The organism is Chitinophaga sp. H8 (assembly GCF_040567655.1).
Taxonomy (GTDB): domain Bacteria; phylum Bacteroidota; class Bacteroidia; order Chitinophagales; family Chitinophagaceae; genus Chitinophaga; species Chitinophaga defluvii.
In genome coordinates this window covers 931,239-949,289 of the sequence record NZ_JBEXAC010000001.1, presented here as the reverse complement: position 1 = coordinate 949,289, position 18,051 = coordinate 931,239, and the positions used below count along the sequence as shown (strand labels likewise).

Here is an 18,051-nt window from a genome sequence, read left to right as displayed (position 1 = left end):
ACTGCCCTGTTTTAGAATCTTGCACTAACACCAAAAGTATAAACACGCATAAGCGGATAGGTGGTTTCTCCTCCTTTGCTTTCCGGATCCAGGAATCCCATTTTGGTAAATGTGAAAGGGTTTTGTGCATTCGCATAAATGCGGAAACCACTTAACCTGAAGCGTTGCAGTAAATTTGTGTTGAAGTTGTAGCCCAACTGGATAAAACGGATCCTGGCATAAGCGGCATTCTCAAACCAGAAATCTGAAAACCTGGTTACGTTGGAACTGGTGAGGCTATTAGGGACTATCCTTGGAAAACGTGCATTTGTATTAGTAGGGGTCCAGTAATTTGTTTGAAATTCCATAGGCTTGGCACCAGGATCTGCCACATCCAATGGCGCTGCTATGCGTCCACGATACACCGCAGTATGCGCCCCATATCCATTCAATTGTACCTCCAGGTCAAAGCCTTTAAAACTTCCTCCCAGGTTAATAAAATAATTCACTCTCGGCTCAGGATTACCTATGATGGTACGATCGTCATCATTCAGTACCCCATTACCATCATAGTCTACATATTTAATATCCCCCGGCTGTTGTCCTGAAAAAACAGGTACACCCGCGTCCAGGTCTTTTTGCTGGAGCAGCCCATTTGTCTTAAATCCATAATACATGCCCAGCGGATCACCTTCTCTATGAATGGCATTGGTAGGGTAATATGGTCCACCCCAAAGAGAAAGAATCGTGTTCTTATAAGCGGAGAATCCTGTTCGGGTAAAGATAGTTGCCTGCTTACCTATTTTCCGGTTAACGTCCAGTGCAAATTCCCATCCCCGGTTGCGCACCTTCCCTGCATTCAGTGAAATGGCTTTTAAACCGGAGGCAGCAGCAACTGGTGGTGCCAGCAAAATATCATCCGTTGTTTTATCATACCAGTCAATAGTCAGATGCAGGTTATTATTAAAGAATCCAAGATCCGTTCCGATATCCAGCATCTTCACCTTTTCCCAGGTAATATCCGGATTACCAAAAGTGTTTTCCACCCCATTACCTGTATTAATGGTAGTTTGATATTGGTAATTACCTACGTTCTGGTTATTTCCCAGCATGCCGTAAGAAGCTCTCAGCTTCCAGTTGTCCAGGGCTTTCATCCCTTTCAGAAAATGCTCATTGCTGATATTCCATCCCAATGCGACAGAAGGGAAACTGCCCCATTTATTACCAGGACCAAAGCGGGAAGAACCATCACCACGAAGGGCTGCTTCGAGTAAATACTTGTCGTTATAGGAATAGTACAACTTAGCGAATACGGAACGGAGTGTACTGATATTCACGGCATCCGGGCTGTCAAACTCCTGCGAAGCGCCACCGAGCAGGAATATACGATGCTTGTCGATATTCCGCTCATAGTCCAATGTACCGCTGAGGTAGTTATAGGTACTTCTGTCTGAAGAGGTCCCTGAATTGGCTCCAAATACATACATCAGGTTGCTGTCAAAATAATTCAGGAAATTAAAAGCATCCCGTGAAGTAGTGGTGGTAGTGCTTCTGATCCGGAAGTTATATTGCATCTTTAAATTCAGCCCAGGTACGATTTCCCACTTGGGTTGAAAATTTACCTGTACATTGTCGGTCATATTTTTCTGCACACCGCCTACTTCCAGGTGAGCCAGCGGGTTCCTCATTTCACCAAATTGTCCGTAAGTCACCAATCCATCCTCCCTTACCGGATATTTGGCCATCACGTTTGGAGGAATACCATAAGTCATATACAGCATCCAGTCCATGTTTCCCCGGCCATCGGCATAGGGCAGCGTCTGGTTGCCACGGGTAGTATTAAGGTCCAGGAACATGATAATGTTCTTCCGCAGGGTAACACTCGTATTGGCACGCAGCATAAACCTGTCGAAACTGGTATTATCCATGATACCATCCTGTTTGAGATAAGTAGCGGTTACTGCAAAACGAGCCACACTGTTTCCACCGCTTACCCCCAGGGTATGATTGGTGATAAGTGCACTCTTCTTCAACATAATGTTAGTCCAGTCCGTATTAGGATAATGTAAGGGATCGCTGCCATTACGCGTGGTCGCTATTGCCTCATCCGTATACTGTTTATCACGGCCCACATTACTATTTGCCTCGTTTACGATTTCCATGTACCTGGCAGCATCTACAAACTTGGGGACATAAGTAGGATTTTGCATACCTACATACCCATCATAGGTAACCTGTACTTTACCAGGTACTCCCCTTCGGGTAGTTACCAGGATCACCCCATTGGCCGCTCTGGCCCCATAAATACTTGCTGCAGCCGCGTCTTTAAGAATCGTGATATTTTCTACCGTAGTAGGATCTACGTTGTTAATATCAAAGGGCACACCATCTACCAGGATCAAAGGGCTGGTATAGCCCAGGGTATTGATACCCCTTATTTTGATGGTAGCCGCATCGCCTCCCGGCAAGCCGGAGCCCTGCTGTACGGTGAGGCCGGTAACACCACCCTGCAATGCCTGGGACAATTGCGTGATGGGTTTTGCCTGGATATTGGCAGGGTTAACTGTTGCCAGTGAACTCGCCAGGTTCTTTACCTTTTGGGAAGAGTAACCTGTTACCACCACCTGTTCCAGGGCGCTTACATTCTGCTGCAGGGAAATAGTAATGTTATCCTGTTTTCCAACAACATATTCCACCTGCTTATATCCCATGAAGGAGAAAACAAGGACTTCTCCCGGGCTGGCCTTTATTTCAAAAGAGCCATCCGATTCTGTAGCGGTACCCCGGCTGGTACCTTTTACAGCCACACTTACCCCGGGTAGCGGAGCCGGAGGATCTGCCTGATCAAAAACCCTTCCCCGGATACGTACAGGCGCGTCCATCTCATTGCCGGAAGTGCCAGCGATGTTCTGTGTAATGATAATATGATTACCGGATGCTTTCCATTTAAAATGGCGGGGTAATAATAACCTGTTTAATACGTCTTCCAACGTTGCATCCCGCTCTACCAGGGTAATATCTTTTTCTCCGTTTACCTGACTGCTGGAATAAACGAATTGCGCTCCACTGGCAGATGCTATCATATGGAATATCTGCTTAAGATCCTGATTGTATGCCGTGATACTGATCTTTTCTGTGGTAATTCGCTGCCCATCAGCTTCTGAAGCCAGCACTATTGTAAAGCTGGCACAAATAAAGCATGTAAAGAATAATGAACACCTCATTATAAACTGTAGTTTCGGATGAAGACCATACCGGAAAAGCAAAAAAAGTCGCCACTTCCCGGCGATCGCTGGAAGAAAATGCATAAATTCGTCTTGTTTTAAATGTTTGACGTTTAATTCGAATCATTCACCGCTCCGTCTTAGACCCGGAGCGGTTTTTTTGTGGAATAAAAAGGCGCATAATGCTGCCCCCCGCGCTAAAAATCGCAGTAAACTTGCCTGATCATCTTTGTAAATTTTGGTTGTTAATTATTACAATGCTTTCCCTTAAAAACAACTGATTTATTGACCGCATCCAGGTCGTATTGTACATTACTTACCTGGCGCAGTATATCCAGTAAATCTTTTAGTGGAATGGTGTTTTCAAAGCTTGCGGAATACCGGCATTTTTTCAGCTGGTCATATTCAAAACTAAATTTGTACCCATACCATCTTTCCAGTGTGGTAGCAATTTGTTCCATAGAACAATCATCAAATTGCAGCTTACCTTCTTTCCAGGCGCCCAGGGCATCGGCCGACACCTGTGCGGTAACTACCTTTCCGCTGGTCCGGTAATAACTCAATTGCTGGTCCGGTGCCAATACCCCCAGCACCTTACCGGATGATGATATGGCTACTTTGCCGGTTAACAGGGTGATGGCCATCGTGTCCAGCTCTCTATAAGCATTTACATTAAAAGAGGTGCCTAACACACGAGTGGTAATCTCCTGACAATGGACTAAGAAAGGCCGTTTGCTTTCCGGCCTGATTTCAAAGAATCCCTCTCCGCTGAGGAAAACTTCCCTTGCGGTATCAGAAAAATCAGGCAGATATTGTATTTCACTGTGGGAGTTTAGCCATACAACAGAGCTATCAGGCAATAGCACCTGCCGTACCTGGCCAGCGGCATTCTTTACAATGATACGGGCACTCACCCGGGGCGTATATAGAAAAAAATAAGTAGCTACCCCTGCAAACAATAACACCACTGCCGCCGCGGCTATCCTGGTCCACCCCATACGCCGCTTCATTTGTACAGGTTGCCGGGCAGGAGCTGCGGAGAGCTGCTGCCGGATAAGGGCCAGGCTTTTTTGCGCAGAAGCAGCGATCTTAGCTGCATCGCCATTATAGAAGTTTGCGGTGTAATCATCGAAACCGGCATACCACTGCTCTACTTTTTCCCTTTCCTCTTGTGTAGCCGTACCTTCCAGGTATCTTTCAATTAACTCCGTCAGTTGTTGTTCATTCATGTTTGCAAGTATTGCCTGTGAGATAATATTGCAGTAAAAACAATTGTCCCCCACCCCATTCCTGGCTTTTTTCTAAAATGTTAAAAAAAGATCAGGAAATATCAAATAACCATGATTCAAAAAATATCGGGCACGATACTCAGAAATATCCTGTAAAGACGATACTTTTAGTTTGCGGGAAGCAAATACAGTTACTTTATTCAGACTAAAATCTATTGCTATAATACCATACCAGGCATATACAGACCATGATCTCCTGAAGCGGATCCAAGCCGATGATGAGCGTGCATATGAAACATTGTACTACCGTTACTATAGCTACTTATGTAATAAGGCCTATAAGCGGATTCCTACAGAAACAATTGTGGAAGAGCTGGTACAGGATGTTTTCATCAACTGCTGGCATAAAAGGCATAGCCTGGACGTGAGTGGGAATATTGCTGCATGGCTCTTTGCCACCCTGCGCAATAAAGTACTTCATGAGCTTCGCAGCAGCTATCACCGCAATATGCATACTGCAAAACTGAAAGCCTTATCCGAGGGTTGTACCGAAAATGAAGTGCCTGATTACCTGGATGCTAAAAGCCTGGAAGCTAAAATCATGGATATTATCAACACCCTGCCGCCGCAGTGCCAGGAGGCCTTCCGGCTAAGCCGTTTTGAAGGGATTACCTACAAGGAAATTGCAGTACGCATGAATATCTCCGCAAAAACGGTAGAGAAACATATCAGCAGGGCGTTGCTGGTATTAAAAAACGAATTGCATGAATACAATCTCGGGCTTATCCTGTTATTTTGGGCATTAAGCTAAGCATTTGCTTTCACCGGTATCTCCCGGAGTATATGCAGCAAATAGTCATAGAACCTGCCCACGGAAGATATTTGTACCCGCTCATCCGGAGAATGTGCCCCATGAATAGTAGGACCAAACGAGATCATATCCAGTCCTCCCGCAAAGTGAGCGCCCAGGATCCCACATTCCAGGCCCGCATGACAAGCCCCCACTTTAGGAGTATGTTTAAAATGGTCCTTATACAAATCCAGCAACAATCTTAATACTGCGGAATCTGCATCTGGTTTCCATCCGGGATAATCCCCTCCCTGTACTACTTCGCACCCGATATTTTCAAATGCTGCTTTCACCCCATTCGCCACATCTTCCTTGGTACTTTCCACACTGCTCCGCTGAAGGGACTGTGTAACAAAAACGCCCTCTTTAACAATCACCTTTGCCAGGTTAGTAGAGGCTTCTACCAGGTCATCTATATCAGGGCTCATCCGGAATACGCCATTAGGCGCAGCATAGATAGCACGCAGTATTTTAATGAAATAACCAGCTTCCATCACTTTAGCAGGGGTAGCAACAGCACGTAATTCCAGCTTAAGCCCTGGCTCAATTGTCTTATACTCTTCTTCGAGGGTAGCCATAAATGTTTTTACAAAAGCGGCAAACGCGGCCTGGTCTTTTTCCGGTATGATCACCTGTGCCACGGATTCTCTGGGTATAGCATTCCGGAGACTGCCCCCATCGAGGCTGGCCAGCTGTATATCAAAAGATTGCACCGCCTTATACAGGCACCTGTTCATGAGCTTATTCGCATTGCCTCTTCCTTTATGGATATCCATGCCGGAATGCCCACCCATCAGTCCGCTAAGCTTCAGCTCAAAAGAAACAAATCCATCCCCCACCGGTACTTCTGTGTATTGTCCACTTGTATTGGTATCCAATCCTCCGGCACATCCGATGGTCAGTTCATCCTCCTCTTCTGTATCCAGGTTCAGGAGAATGGTACCCGAGAAATTGGCCGGGTCCAGTTCTTTAGCGCCCGTCATTCCGGTTTCTTCATCTATTGTAAACATGGCTTCAATAGCAGGGTGCTGCAGCGTCTTATCTGATAATATCGTCATAATAGCAGCTACCCCAATCCCATTATCCGCTCCCAGCGTGGTGCCTTTTGCTTTTACCCAGTCGCCGTCCACATACATCTCAATTCCCTGTGTATTAAAATCAAATACAGTATCCCCGTTTTTCTGGTGCACCATATCCAGATGGGATTGTAATATCACCGTCTGACGGTTTTCCATTCCTGGGGTAGCCGGCTTCTTAATCACCACATTGCCGATAGCATCTTTTTTTGTTTCCAGGCCTAAGCTTTTACCAAAGTCCATTACAAAACCAATCACCTGTTCTTCCTTTTTGGAAGCCCTGGGCACCGCATTCAAAGCGGCAAAATGTTTCCACAGCTGCTGTGGGGCCAAGTCTTTTAGTTCCATACCATTATTTATTAAATGTTGGTCATCATTTGCAGTGATAATAAGTGTTTCCTGTACTATAGTATCCACAATCAGTAATGACTTATTATCTTCGTCAAAGTAATAGCAATCATTCCAAACTGACAAAACTTCCTGGCAGATGCCGATGCTTACCCGGATGTATCAACTGATCAAACAGGATTCCCGGTTCATTAAGATCCTGCTGGAAGATTAATTATTCCAGGATCAACCGGATTTCATTGTTCCTGCGCATATCCGTACTGAGGTTCAGTGTTTTTGTTTTCCGGCCATACCTGATCTGTAGTTCTGCTGTATTGGGAGGAATTGATCCGAGATTATCTGCTGTAAATAATAGTATATTCTCCCCCTTTTTTAACCTGATAGCAATTGTCTGTACGGCACTTTTAACAGGAAATCCCCTGGCTATCCATTCGCCGTTCAAACAAAGGGAAATACTATCCGCATCCTGTATCCTGGCATCTCTGAGGGCTAATATGACATCCCGTGTATTCACCGGAATAGTGGCAACGGGAATGGAAGTACGCTGGATAATGTTGCTGATCACTGTATCATTCCCCGCCGGAGCGCGATAAATATTTGCGACCAGGAAAGTAGCATACCCGTTAGGGCGGTCACTGAAATCAAAACCGTAAGGCTTGTTGTTAATCGTAGACTTCAAGAAGCCCGTATTAGGTGGCAGCCCGCCATAATTGTCGGCAAAGAAAACAAAGAGATTCCGGCCGGTATCGAGTGGCACACTCAACTGCCGGTTCTGATCATTGATCTGTTCCCGGGTAAACAATGGTTTGCCATTATGTAAGAGGGTAACGGTGTCTTTATCGTATTTTTCCTGGTCTTCCAGTAGCAGAGGAATGATACTATCTTTCGTTACAATACGCTCATACATACCAAAATATATGTTGATACTATCCTGGCGTAGTATTCTTTGCAGGCTGGAATCCGGAAGTGGTTTATTACCTGATCTTGTCAGTGAGAGGGCATCCCTGTATAACACATCGCGCAAGGTGACTTTTGAGTGTACATAAATTTCATCTTCATCATAAAGGCCGTACATCCATATATTAAACCGGTCTATCCACATCCGGTTTACGGATATCCGTGTATCCTGATAGTCCAGGGTACCATTGAGGTACCACATCCAGGGTCCCAGTTTATAAGGTGTTTCCTTTACAGGATATTTATTGCGGCCTATTCCCAGCTGATGCTCATTTTTCTTTGCCAGCAGCATTTCATAGATACCTGTAAATTCTCCGTATTGCAATTTTAAGACAGCAGGATATAAGACTCCTTGTACCGGGTCGCCGATATGCCATTCAAAGTTAATAACTGAGGATTGGGGCCATGGCTTTACAGACGTCCGCCAGATGCCTGTCCATTTGTCCGCCTGTGCCATTACAGCCGTTGCGGTACAAGTTAACCATACAAACAATATGAGTATCCTGCCATTCAATGCTACAAAAATAGCAGCTAATACGGTACCATTTACTTTTTGCGGTTATTTATTGTTGTCCGGGAAGATTCCAGGTTAAACTGGTTGACCGCAGTAACAGCAAAGCTGTCTGATTTTTTCACAGGTGTACTGATCAAAAACCTGCTCTCCGGCAAGATCACCGGGATGGCATTATCACCATTGAGATCAAACGTCTGGTATTCGCCCGACTCCGGAAAACGGCCAATCAGTTGTTTGTTTCTATACACATTAAAGTATTTGATAGGAGATTCTACATCCCCGTATACCTGCCAGGTGAGATAGGCAGTGTCGGCAGTGCCTGCGTACATTTTCAACGCCACCGGTGCAGGAGGTGGCGTTTTATCTGCTACCGTACCGGTAGTCACATATTCTTTCCATGTGGCAGCAGTAGTAGCATCAGGCAACAGGCACATGCCTTCCCGGCTTTTTTTATATGCTGTTAACTTATACACCTGGTTGGTCAGTGTATCGCCTAACCAGGCGCGGGTAGTATCCATATCTTTCAACAGGGACGAGCCTTGTTCGGGCAGTCGTTGTGCCAGTACGGCCTCAAAGAAAGGGATCGCCATATAACGCACATAGCTGAGGTTATGTGTTTGCCCCGGTGTATAGGCCAGGCTGGCAAAACTATTCAATGCCCTGAATTTCAGAAAAGCATGTGTGGCAGTGGGCCAGCAATCAATCACATCCTCAGCCCCTGCATGCCGGAGTATCACCGGTATCTTCCCCGTTTCAGGAGGATAGGCGATGTTAGGATCAAATGCCGCAGAGTAGCAAAAAGCGCCCATAATACGGGAAGGATAGGCCCCCATCATTTTAAGCACCCAATGTCCACCACCGGAATGGCCCCACAGTAACCAGGGAACGTTATTCAGTTCCGGATGGTCTGTGAGTCCTGCAAAATTCCGTAGCGCATCCAGGAGCGCTGCCCCCGAGCCATCCTCCGGGCTGATCCAATCTCCGCAACTGGAACCTTTTTGCGGATACAGATCGGGGCCTATTACTGCGAGGTGCCATTTCCTGGCAAAAGCCTGGTATTGCAGATCATGTGCAGTAGCGGCGCCTGTACCTTCCATCGTACAGCCATGCTGATGTATCAGAATTCCTTTGATGTATGGCACGCCATCCGGTATAAAAATGGAGTAGTTGGCATGTTCAAATTTATAGGCAGGGTTTTTAATAACCGTACGGTAAATGCGTCCAGCGGTAACCGCATATGAAGGATCTATCTCCAGGCTCCGGGTTGTTTGTGCTATTACCCCGCTCCATTGGAGTACCATAAGCAATACTGCTACGCCATATATTCTTGTACATCTCATATTAAGGAACTTAAAAGCAGTTTACCACTTATCTGTTCTGAATGGCATCAGTGGCAAACCATTTACATCAAATATATTAGGCATCGCAGCATTGGAAAAACAGTAACGTACCGCCACTGGTTCAGGCACTACCCTGGAAGTAACAGAAATATTACCATTCTTTTCAATCCTCGCCTGCGCAGGGTGGAATACTTTGTCTTTCCCTGCTATTTCAAAGTTGATAATCTCTTTATTGTTGCTGGCGAGCTTGCCCACGGCAGCCGTATAAATCACCGCGGTTTGTTTATTAATTTCCATCTTAGCGAAACGGGGAGAATAGGGTTGCAGGGTTTCCACGCCGTATTGTTCTTTCAGCACCACATTTGCCAGGCGTTTGCCTACACCTGCTTTCAATCTCGGGTGAATATCTTTCAGTGAATCAACCAGGTCACCAATGGTAATTACACCGGTATTGGGCAGTACCAATGCCGTTTCCTGCTGTTCCCGCAGGTATGCCGCCGCATCTTTAGGATAATAGCCGTCAAAAGGTGCAATCTGCACGATATAAAAAGGCATTTCCTTTTTAAATGCAGTACGCCAGCCATTGATCATTCCTCTCAGCATTTTTCCATAAACTCTTGCTTCCTGATCTACGCAGGCATTTGTTTCACCCTGATACCAGATTACGCCAGACAGTGTATAAGGTGCCAGCGGATGAATCATACCATTATATAAGACAGAAGTACCCTGCGGCACCCAGGAAGCACCAATATTTTTGCTTACCCTGGCCAGCTCTGCATCGTTTTCTATAGCGTACTTAGGCATCCAGGGTTGAATACGGGTAGCCCCCATATACGCACCAATCATGCCCATAGGCACATGTAGTTGTTTTTGCAGCGTATTGCCAAAGAAATAGCCCACTGCACTGAACCAGGCCATTGTTTCCGGCTGGCATACTACCCACTGGCCTTTACAATCAGACCTCAGATTGGTATCATATACAAACTCCGGTACAAAAAAACGCATTTCATTATTGCGTGGCGCTTTCAGTGCATCACCGCCATCGAGGATATCTGCACTGCAAGACAAAGCCATATTGGATTGTCCCCCGCATAACCACACTTCTCCGATTAAAATATCCTGGATGGTCACTACATTGGTACCATTGATAAACTGGATGGTATATGGCCCACCTGCTTTAGGCGTACGTATTGCCGCCGACCAGGTACACTCATCTGCTACCAGTGCTCTCACCGTATCCTGTGGCGCCCAGCTGGCCACAATCTTTATTTTCTTGGTAGCCGGCCCCCATCCCCATAATTTCACGTCTGCCGATTGCTGTAATACAGCATGATCACTGATAATGGAAGGCAATTTGATAGGCATATCCTGTGCATACAGCGCGGTAGAAAATGCCGTCAGTATTACAACTATAATTCTTTTCATGCGGATGTTATTATATAGGTTCCTGCTTTGAGCTCAAATTTGTAAATCCCCTCCTTATTTACTACCGGAGAAAAAGTGTTACCCGTATTCACCTGTTTTACCTGCAATTTGCGGGCATACTTAGCGGGCAACTGGAAAGTACCTACGCTGCCAGCCGGTACTGTGATATTAAAGGTGCTGGTATTGCCTTTCTTATCCCAATTGGCCACAATGGTACCCTGGGGCGACTCATAATTACATCTCACCTGAGAGAGACCAGCGGGTAATACAGGAGCAATCATAAACTGCTTAAAACCGGGTGTAACCGGCCGGACCCCTGCCAGCCATTTATAAAACCATCCGGATACAGAACCAAACATCGGATGACAGTTGGAATAAACATCATCACTTTCCTTCCAGGTTTCCCATTGTGTGGTGGCCCCTCTTTTTACCATAAAACCCCATCCCGGATATGCGGTACTGTTTACGATATCAAATACCTTATCTGCATGTCCATACATGGAAAGTGCTTCCAGTACATACCTGGTTCCAAAAATACCGGTGGTGAGGTGCCCAGCCGGAGCCTCATCTACAGCTTTCAGCAATAGGTTTACCACCTTCTTTTTATCTTTTTCCGGAATGATATTGCAGGATAACAGCAATGCATAATAGGTCTGTTTGTTAAACGCTTCTTTTGTGTTGTTGAGCCTTATGATAGCTGCTTCCTTCTCTTTTTCGGGGAGGGTATTGATATATATCATGGAGGCCTCCCTTGATTGCCTGTCGATCAGATCACCGGGAGCGTTCCCCGACCAGTACATATCCCTTAAGCTGTGCCGGATCTTTTCTTCCAATGCAGCAAAACGTTGTTCATTGTCCTTCTGATGCAGGATAGCAGAAAAGTCCTTCATCACCTGTGCTGCTTTGAGATAAGCAGCGGTACCCATTAACTGCACGGGTACATTGACCAGGGATTCATGATCGCTCAGCCCTTTGTCCACTATACCGGAAGGATGGATACGAGCCGCCTTGTCCATCCATTGCAGGTTAAAATCGTATAATTCCCGTATCAGGGCAGTATCTCCATAATATTGATACAGGAACTCCTGTAAATCAAAAATGGCAGATTCCCAGTTGAGGCCGCAGTATTTTAAGCCTACATAGGGAGCCGCATCAACAAATACAGAATCCTGGTAAGCATCTACCCAGTCGTACAATGTTTTCTTATAAAAGGACTGCATCTGGTAGTTGTAAATGAAAGCTTCGCTGGTAGCTTTCATATCTCCCGCGTAGCTGAACTTTTCCCGTCCCGGGCAATCTGACTGTACACTCATCAGGTTGCTCAGGAAAGTGCGGCTGATCATCTGCTGAATGGAGTTGATCAGGCTATTGGAAGTAGTAAAACTATTTTTCCGGTCTACATTGGAACTCAATGCCAGGCCTTCAATATCTTTCGGATCCGGTGCATTGCGGAGTCCTGTGATTTCCATGTACCGGTATACCCTATAGGAAAACACCGGGCTGTATTCTACCACACCTTCCTTTCCGAAGATGTACATGCCGCCCTGTGCCGCCAATGCAGGCGCTCCGGGGCCACCCCTGCCCTTTTTCTTGATCTGGCCAGCCACCGCAGTCATCGGGTTCAGGGTGTTATTATCATAGATTCTTTCACCAAAACGGAACCTGACCGTATCTCCTTCCTTACCATACAATTTAATTTTGAAGGTGCCGGTAAAGTTAACGCCCATATCCACTACGTAGGTGCCTTTAGGCGCTTCCGTTATTTTCACAGGATGTTTTACATCAATGACCTGTATCGGTTCAAAAAATGCAGCCTGTAATTTTCCACCCGGGCCTTCTTTCTCCACAGCAGCCTTCCACTGGGTATCATTAAAGCCGGGCAGTGCATTTCCCTTTACCTCTTTGCGGGCATCATATACTTCGCCCAGGTACACATTATTACGCATAACAGGCCCTGTAGCATACTTCCAACTATTATTGGTCACTACTTCAGCGGTTTGCCCGTTTGTGTATACTATTTTGATTTTTGCGGTAAACATTGGCCTGCCTGTAGCCAACGCTTCCCGCAGGTTATATTGTCCCCAGAATTTCATGGGCAGGGAATTATAAAAGCCATTACCCAGCATCACGCTGATACAGTTCTTTCCCTGCTGCAACTGTTCTTTAATATCATAGGTGGTATAATACACCCGCTTCCTGAAATCCGTCCAGGCAGGATCACAATAGTTATCCGCCAGCGTTTTCCCGTTAATAGTAGCGCTGTAATATCCCGCCGCAGTAATATAAAGTGTAGCAGACCTGATGGTTTGGTCTGCTACAAATTCTTTCCTGAATATGGGTGCCGGATCATCTTCATACATCAATGAATCCACGGTAGGTGTTGTCCTGGCATCTCCGATCCATGCTGCCGTCCATGGGTCTTCCCTGCCAGTATTAATATTCATCGCTGTTCCCTGACCCCGTGCACTGCCGATGCCAACACCCCAGCAAAAAATCAATATCCATCCTGATTTCTTCCAATTATTCATATAATACCTGCTTAAAAATACATTTAGCTAGTCCACGCCTGCTTAAATATCCATATGTGCTTAGTAAGGATTAAAACAGAACAAACGGCCCTCTCCGGGAGCAAAAGTCAGTGTAACCTGCCAGCCCGGGATTGCCACTGCACTCTCCGTACCATTTGTTTTGGAAATTTCTCCCATATAAGTGATCCATCCTGCCACATTAAAAGTAATCGTCTTACTCTGTGTAAGTGATTTATTAACGATCATGGCATAATTCCTTCCGCTTCCTTCATACCAGTTTTTACACCTGGTGATCAACAAATCGTTATTCGCGTTCACAGGTTGCAGGAAGTAATCACCCGGCAGTGTAGCCACACCGCTTGGCGTATTAGGCCCTGTATGATACACATCATACACTGCCAGTTTTGCCAGGCGCTTTCCCAGGTTCTTCATCTCCTTGTTTAACTGTACAAAAGGATTATACAGGTCTGTGGTATCTCCCGTTGGCGTTATAATCGCATTTGTAAATGTTTCAGAAACGCTGTTCGGGGGAGTAAAATACGTAAACCATACCGGATATTTAACCCCATATGCCAACATAGAATACACATTGTAGGTAAGCTCGTTGGCATTAGGCCGCCGGTAAGCCCCCGGGATCCCAATTGACTGCAGGTAAGCAGAGGTTTTTATATTAGAATTGGCCAATGCTACCCTTCTTAACCGATCAAGCTCAGGATAATACCTGTTATCAAATGCCCCACTAGCCTGGAATGGATAAATATCCGTAGCCAGGTACTTCAGATTAGCACTACCCACGGTATTGACCCACCGCTGCATATAGTCTGTTTCATAATTCACCCCCGCAAAAACGCTCGCAATACTAGGTAACAAATTTACATGCGGTAGGTGTACAGCGTCATAGGATAATATTTTATTGTATATCCTGGCTGCCCAATTCAGGGTATCCGGAAACGGTTCATCTTTGATGTAATATCCGCCCAAACCTGGATTGGTGTGGTAAGCATTCACCATATCGGAGATATCGGTATCCGACCCGTACACCCTGGCATCAAAAATGATTGCCTTCAGATTATTAGCCGCACATTTACCCAGTATGGTGAGGTTCTGGCTTTCCGTATAGGTAATAACGTACTGCAACATATCTACACCTGTTCTGCCAAGCCGCTGGAACTGCAGATCATTAACATAGTCCCAGGTTGGAGGCCAGAAAACGCCTATCGAAATATTAGCGGTATCTAAACTCAATATGTTAAGCATTGATGCAGCTGTTCTGTCTATCCCCGCACCTTCCATCTTCTCCTTCAGCAACAGGTTGTTTTTGGTACAAGCCATTGCAATTATGCAAATGACAAAAGCTGTTAAGGCTGTTTTATATTTAGACATAATGATCAGGATTAATTAGTTAAAAATCGTTGATACATATAACTAAGCAGCAGGCGGGACCAGCATTATTTGAGCATTATTTTTCCGGAATCATATAGATGGCAGCATCACCCGGTTCTACCTCCATGGTACTGGTATAAAAGCTGGCAGGTACTACCGTGCCATCCTTCAATACCTTTTTCAGGTTTTCATCCCCAAAGATGGTCAGCTGCATGCTTTTCTTAAAGCTGCTGTTCACCACTACCACAAAGGTGTTTTTGCCATTCTGCAGGGTAGATACAGCGGCACTTGCCCCATTGGTGTCCAGTACTTTGATCCCCTCCGGCAGCTTACTCAGGCGCCGAGTACCTTTTGGTGTGGCTTCACCGGTATGGCGTACAGAAAGCACTTTGGAGCCATAAAACACACCGGACAGGTTCTTCACCTCTTCATTCATTTGTTTGAGTCTATCATAAGTGACAGTGCGTTTACCATCCAATCCGATAGGGCCTTTATAAAAATCCCATACGTTATTTTCCTCCGGACCTGGTGTCCAGTAGGTAAAGTATTGGACACCCTGGGCGCCATAGGCCAGGATACTATAAATTTGTAAACGTAATTCGGCTAATGTAGGAGGAGGGAAATTTACCGGTAAAGAAGAGCCGGTAGTAAGCCCGAATGCCCAGAAATCCTTGCCCACCTGTTTACATTCATCCGCCATAATTTCCAGGTTTTCATAGTAGTTGGCTCGCAGACTATCCCCGATGATACAATAGGCATCATAGCTGATAAATTGCATAGGCACCTCTTTGATAAACGTTTTCAGGTATTCCCGGTAAGTCAGGGAAGTTAGTGTATCCTGTTCCGTGGCTGTTTCAAACTGCCAGTTTTCTGCATAGATAGGCAGTGTATTAACGTAACAGAAATGTTTATCGTCTACCGACTGTACTCTTTTGGCCCATTTAGCCAGGTCAGCAAATTCACTTCTGGAAGGTTCATCCCGCAGAAAATAGCCGGCGATGGCAGGATGGTTCATAAACTTCTTCACCGTTTTTTCCGGTTCCGTTCTTAATTCCGGACAGGACAGCACTACTTTTATCCCTACCTTTTGTGCCATGTTCAATGACTGTTCTGCATCTGCCATGGACTGAAAAAAAGAAAAGTTAATGGTAATACCCGCTTCTTTCAACTCTTCGTACCGCTGTAAATTAGTTTCCTTAGCGGGCACACTGTACCATGCCAATCTGGGAATGGTGCCCTTTGAGGGGAGCTTTTCAGCTCCCCCTCTTTTGGCGGGCGGGTCATTATTAATAACAAAGGATATCAACCCCACCCAGATCAGTGGTAATATGCATAGTATATAGTACTTCTTCATTTTTAATTAATTAGGTCAGCCAATCGTTACTTGTATCCAGGGTTTTCCACCAGGTTAGGATTTTGCTGGGTTCTGGCATTAGTGATTGGTAAATAGTAATTGAACGATTCAAATACCGGCTTCACATTTGCACCCCCATCTACATTCTGTAATATCTCCAGCTCCAGTTTACCGGAAGCGAAGTCGCGGACATATCTTAAACCGGTTTGGCGTTTAGTCAGCTCAGTGGTAGCAATCCTCCAGCGTCTTACATCCCAGTAGCGATGTCCTTCAAAAGCCAGCTCTGCTTTCCTTTCCTTTTGAATCAATGGGAAAGTAATAGCAGTTCTGGTCTGAACACCTGCCCTGCTGCGGATAGCATTCACTGCTGCAAGCGCTTCATCAGGTTTGTTCAGCTTGAAAGCAGCCTCTGCATGGTTCAATAGCACTTCTGCAAAACGGAATACCATCCAGTCCTGGCTGGACGCGAAATCGTACACCATGTTATTGTGTTTCTCATCCAGGTATTTCAGCACACCAAAGCTGGTAAACGGACCTGATTTTTGTCCTTGCAGCCCTATATGTGGCACCCCCTGGTAAGCACCGTTAGGATCCGTCAGGTACTGGCCATTCACTTTTAAAGCCTTATGCCAGTCGATCGGTGCTCCCAGCCAGGTAGTACCATTTGTATAGATAGTAGCGTAAAAACGGGGTTCCATACCGGCCCAGATCTCATTATCATTCCACAGCTTCCCTGTTAAAGTAGCCTCGCTCAGGTCGGGCAGGGTACCATCCGCCTTTTCATAGGTGGAAGCAATAAATGATAAATAGGGCATGTTCTGGTTACCATTGTACCATGCGTTAGGCATAGGCCCCTGCATGAAGTCGTAATACCAGCCGTTACCACCCGCAGAAATCATATCCTTGTCATTGTGGGCCACTACAAATATGGCTTCCACACTGTTTTTTGCCAGGAAGAGATCTCTGAAGTTTTTGGCTTTATTGGCATCTACATTATAAAGGCTGTTTACCCCATCATCAATGATGATTTTGGAGGCATCATAACTTTTCTGGTAGTATGCCTTTGCTTCCCCGGCAGGGATACCCAGTAGTCCACCCAGCTGTACTGTACCATACTCTGCAATACTGCCCGCATATAATGCAGCACGTGATTTTAAGGTAAGCGCCGCATATTTGGAGGCCCGTCCGGAAATTGCTTTAGGCGGGAGATCGTTATAAACCGCATCCATTTCACTGATCACAAAATCATACAGCTCCTTTTCAGAATTCCTTTTGGGATACAACTTTTCATATGGCTCATTAATGGATTGTGCATTTAAAATCAATGGCACGCCACCATAACGTTTCACCATAGAGAAGTAATTAAAAGCTCTTAAAAAACGGGCTTCTGCCAGTAAGCTCTTTTTCGATTCTTCATCGATGGGTGATTGTGGTACTTTTTCAATAAAATCATTCAGCTGACGCAAAATGATATAGGCATTTTCCCACCACTCCAGTAATCCACCGTTAATGGTAATCCCGCTGCTTCTGAAATTGCTCCATTGCGGGTACATGCCCCAGGTAGCTTCATCCGTAATATTATTGATCAGGGTTACGCCCACCTGTGCTTCCAGGGTCCATCCCACACCAGGCCTGATACCGATATATTTATCCGGTGTTTCATTTTCCAGCACACTCATCATACTGTAGCTACCAGCCAGGTTTGCCTGAATAGCCTTGATGTCCTTCCACACAATATTATCTGCAATTCTATCTAAAGGTTGTTTATTCAATATATCTTTTTGACAGGAAGTAGACAGAAGCACTCCTGATAAGAAAAGGATCGCTATTCTTTTCATGTTCAT

11 protein-coding genes are annotated in these 18,051 nt (G+C 45.5%); 1 reads left to right on the top strand and 10 read right to left on the bottom strand.

Annotated elements, in window-relative coordinates; translation table 11 throughout:
- Positions 1–11: 11 nt before the first annotated feature.
- Together ABR189_RS03665 and ABR189_RS03660 are read right to left on the bottom strand one after the other, a co-directional pair.
- On the bottom strand, positions 12–3,203 hold the full coding sequence (locus tag ABR189_RS03665) for a TonB-dependent receptor (protein ID WP_354659086.1): 3,192 nt from the start codon (positions 3,201–3,203) through the stop codon (positions 12–14).
- A gap of 245 nt (positions 3,204–3,448) precedes the next feature.
- The gene (locus ABR189_RS03660) at positions 3,449–4,432 is read right to left on the bottom strand and encodes a FecR family protein (protein ID WP_354659085.1); all 984 of its coding nucleotides are present in this window, start codon (positions 4,430–4,432) and stop codon (positions 3,449–3,451) included.
- Between the two features lie 172 nt (positions 4,433–4,604).
- On the opposite strand from ABR189_RS03660, the gene ABR189_RS03655 reads away from it, so the two are divergent.
- Positions 4,605–5,243, top strand: coding sequence for an RNA polymerase sigma-70 factor (locus tag ABR189_RS03655; protein ID WP_354659084.1), 639 nt, complete (start codon positions 4,605–4,607; stop codon positions 5,241–5,243).
- On the opposite strand, the gene ABR189_RS03650 is transcribed toward ABR189_RS03655, so the two are convergent.
- From ABR189_RS03650 to ABR189_RS03615, 8 genes are all read right to left on the bottom strand, one after another.
- Complete coding sequence (locus tag ABR189_RS03650) at positions 5,240–6,706, bottom strand: aminoacyl-histidine dipeptidase (RefSeq protein WP_354659083.1); 1,467 nt, start codon at positions 6,704–6,706, stop codon at positions 5,240–5,242. The genes ABR189_RS03655 and ABR189_RS03650 overlap by 4 nt on opposite strands.
- 214 nt (positions 6,707–6,920) lie before the next feature.
- Positions 6,921–8,120 (bottom strand): hypothetical protein, encoded by a 1,200-nt coding sequence (locus tag ABR189_RS03645; protein WP_354659082.1) that lies wholly within the window; start codon positions 8,118–8,120, stop codon positions 6,921–6,923.
- 89 nt (positions 8,121–8,209) lie between these two features.
- Entirely contained in the window at positions 8,210–9,517 is a 1,308-nt protein-coding gene (locus ABR189_RS03640; RefSeq protein ID WP_354659081.1) for an alpha/beta hydrolase family protein, read from the bottom strand.
- A gap of 21 nt (positions 9,518–9,538) precedes the next feature.
- Complete coding sequence (locus ABR189_RS03635) at positions 9,539–10,942, bottom strand: sialate O-acetylesterase (protein WP_354659080.1); 1,404 nt, start codon at positions 10,940–10,942, stop codon at positions 9,539–9,541.
- The gene (locus ABR189_RS03630; RefSeq protein WP_354659079.1) at positions 10,939–13,470 is read right to left on the bottom strand and encodes a family 78 glycoside hydrolase catalytic domain; all 2,532 of its coding nucleotides are present in this window, start codon (positions 13,468–13,470) and stop codon (positions 10,939–10,941) included. The genes ABR189_RS03635 and ABR189_RS03630 overlap by 4 nt, the downstream gene beginning before the upstream one ends.
- A 60-nt stretch (positions 13,471–13,530) precedes the next feature.
- Entirely contained in the window at positions 13,531–14,853 is a 1,323-nt protein-coding gene (locus tag ABR189_RS03625; RefSeq protein ID WP_354659078.1) for a hypothetical protein, read from the bottom strand.
- A gap of 76 nt (positions 14,854–14,929) precedes the next feature.
- The gene (locus ABR189_RS03620; protein ID WP_354659077.1) at positions 14,930–16,207 is read right to left on the bottom strand and encodes a hypothetical protein; all 1,278 of its coding nucleotides are present in this window, start codon (positions 16,205–16,207) and stop codon (positions 14,930–14,932) included.
- Positions 16,208–16,233: 26 nt separating this feature from the next.
- Positions 16,234–18,045 (bottom strand): RagB/SusD family nutrient uptake outer membrane protein, encoded by a 1,812-nt coding sequence (locus tag ABR189_RS03615; RefSeq protein WP_354659076.1) that lies wholly within the window; start codon positions 18,043–18,045, stop codon positions 16,234–16,236.
- Between the last annotated feature and the right edge of the window lie 6 nt (positions 18,046–18,051).

Coding starts and splice junctions, on each gene's coding strand:
- ABR189_RS03665 (WP_354659086.1), bottom strand. CDS start 3,203: ATGAGGTGTTCATTATTCTTTACATGCTTTATTTGTGCCAGCTTTACA.
- ABR189_RS03660 (WP_354659085.1), bottom strand. CDS start 4,432: ATGAATGAACAACAACTGACGGAGTTAATTGAAAGATACCTGGAAGGT.
- ABR189_RS03650 (WP_354659083.1), bottom strand. CDS start 6,706: ATGGAACTAAAAGACTTGGCCCCACAGCAGCTGTGGAAACATTTTGCC.
- ABR189_RS03645 (WP_354659082.1), bottom strand. CDS start 8,120: ATGGCACAGGCGGACAAATGGACAGGCATCTGGCGGACGTCTGTAAAG.
- ABR189_RS03640 (WP_354659081.1), bottom strand. CDS start 9,517: ATGAGATGTACAAGAATATATGGCGTAGCAGTATTGCTTATGGTACTC.
- ABR189_RS03635 (WP_354659080.1), bottom strand. CDS start 10,942: ATGAAAAGAATTATAGTTGTAATACTGACGGCATTTTCTACCGCGCTG.
- ABR189_RS03630 (WP_354659079.1), bottom strand. CDS start 13,470: ATGAATAATTGGAAGAAATCAGGATGGATATTGATTTTTTGCTGGGGT.
- ABR189_RS03625 (WP_354659078.1), bottom strand. CDS start 14,853: ATGTCTAAATATAAAACAGCCTTAACAGCTTTTGTCATTTGCATAATT.
- ABR189_RS03620 (WP_354659077.1), bottom strand. CDS start 16,207: ATGAAGAAGTACTATATACTATGCATATTACCACTGATCTGGGTGGGG.
- ABR189_RS03615 (WP_354659076.1), bottom strand. CDS start 18,045: ATGAAAAGAATAGCGATCCTTTTCTTATCAGGAGTGCTTCTGTCTACT.